Source organism: Thomasclavelia saccharogumia DSM 17460 (assembly GCF_000686665.1).
Taxonomy (GTDB): Bacteria; Bacillota_I; Bacilli_A; order Erysipelotrichales; family Coprobacillaceae; genus Thomasclavelia; species Thomasclavelia saccharogumia.
In genome coordinates this window covers 1-2,197 of sequence record NZ_JMLH01000122.1, presented here as the reverse complement: position 1 = coordinate 2,197, position 2,197 = coordinate 1, and the positions used below count along the sequence as shown (strand labels likewise).

Genomic DNA, 2,197 nt, shown 5'->3' with positions numbered 1-2,197 from the left:
CATTCCGTTCGTCTATAATGTCTTCTTGCTCTTTTTCGACAGTCCTTCAACCCCGATCCTTGGATCGGTTTGGGCTCCTCCCCTTTCGCTCGCCACTACTTAGGGAATCATTTCTTTATTTTCTCTTCCTTCAGGTACTTAGATGTTTCAGTTCCCTGAGTCTCGCCTCTCTGATGCTATTTATTCACTTCAGGATACCCGGTCTCTACTCCGGGTGGGTTCCCCCATTCGGATATCGACGGCTCTTCGCATGCTTACTGCTTACCGTCGCATTTCGCTGTTTGCTGCGTCCTTCTTCGCCTCTCTGTGCCTAGGCATCCGCCATACGCTCTTTCTTACTTTACCTATTGGTGTTCTTGATCACTTTCCTATTTACTTTCGTCTCTTCAGTGATTCTTTTCTTAGTTTTCGACTTCTCCAGAAAGACCTCAATAATCTCTTATCTCGATCTCTTCTTTTCTATCGCAAATTTTCTATTATCCAGTTTTCAATGATCTCTTTTAAGCAATACTCCTCTTGAGCATCACTCAAAACTAAACAGTATTAATGAAACTTCACTTCTCTTCTCTCTCCTTAGAAAGGAGGTGATCCATCCCCACGTTCCCGTAGGGATACCTTGTTACGACTTCACCCCAATCATCAATCCCACCTTAGACAGCTCCCTCCTTGCGGTTAGGCCACCGGCTTCGGGTGTTATCAACTCTCATGGTGTGACGGGCGGTGTGTACAAGGCCCGAGAACGTATTCACCGCGACATGCTGATTCGCGATTACTAGCGATTCCAACTTCATGTAGTCGAGTTGCAGACTACAATCCGAACTGAGAATGGTTTTCTGGGTTTCGCTCCACCTCGCGGCTTCGCTTCCCTCTGCTCCATCCATTGTAGCACGTGTGTAGCCCAGGTCATAAGGGGCATGATGATTTGACGTCATCCCCGCCTTCCTCCAGCTTGTCACTGGCAGTCTCGCTAGAGTCCCCAACTTAATGATGGTAACTAACGATAAGGGTTGCGCTCGTTGCGGGACTTAACCCAACATCTCACGACACGAGCTGACGACAACCATGCACCACCTGTATCCCATATACCTATCTCTCCATCTCTGGAGCCTTTATGAGTATGTCAAGACCTGGTAAGGTTCTTCGCGTTGCTTCGAATTAAACCACATGCTCCACCGCTTGTGCGGGCCCCCGTCAATTCCTTTGAGTTTCATTCTTGCGAACGTACTACTCAGGCGGAGTACTTACTGCGTTAACTGCAGCACTGAGATTTGACTCCCAACACTTAGTACTCATCGTTTACGGCGTGGACTACTAGGGTATCTAATCCTATTTGCTCCCCACGCTTTCGGGACTGAGCGTCAGTTGCAGGCCAGATCGTCGCCTTCGCCACTGGTGTTCCTCCATATATCTACGCATTTCACCGCTACACATGGAATTCCACGATCCTCTCCTGCACTCTAGCTGCCCGGTTTCTATGGCTTACTGAAGTTAAGCTTCAGTCTTTCACCACAGACCCTTGCTGCCGCCTGCTCCCTCTTTACGCCCAATAATTCCGGATAACGCTTGCCACCTACGTATTACCGCGGCTGCTGGCACGTAGTTAGCCGTGGCTTCCTCATAAAGTACCGTCACTCGGATACCATTCCCTGTATCCGCCTTTCTTCCTTTATAACAGAAGTTTACAGTCCGAAGACCTTCCTCCTTCACGCGGCGTTGCTCGGTCAGGGTTCCCCCCATTGCCGAAAATTCCCTACTGCTGCCTCCCGTAGGAGTCTGGGCCGTGTCTCAGTCCCAGTGTGGCCGGTCACCCTCTCAGGTCGGCTACGCATCGTCGCCTTGGTGAGCCGTTACCTCACCAACCAGCTAATGCGCCATAAGTCCATCCTCTACCAGTGCCTTGGCACTTTTAATAAACCTACCATGCGGTATCTTTACCTATGCGGTCTTAGCTATCGTTTCCAATAGTTATCCCCCTGTAAAGGGCAGGTTACTTATGTCTTACTCACCCGTTCGCCACTCGGACATTACTGCCCGCGTTCGACTTGCATGTATTAGGCACGCCGCCAGCGTTCATCCTGAGCCAGGATCAAACTCTCCATTGTCTCTTTATCTTTACAATCTTTCGTTTGTTTAGCTCTTCTTTTTCTCTTCTTTGACGTGTGTTTCTTAATTCTGTTTAGTTTTCAATGATCTCTCC

The 2,197-nt window shown here is 49.0% G+C and carries 2 rRNA genes; both read right to left on the bottom strand.

Going from position 1 to position 2,197, the window contains the following annotated elements:
• A 23S ribosomal RNA gene (locus tag BR82_RS17515) occupies nt 1-345 on the bottom strand; the annotation flags it as partial.
• A gap of 232 nt (nt 346-577) precedes the next feature.
• Nucleotides 578-2,102 (bottom strand): 16S ribosomal RNA (locus BR82_RS0114420).
• Nucleotides 2,103-2,197 lie beyond the last annotated feature (95 nt).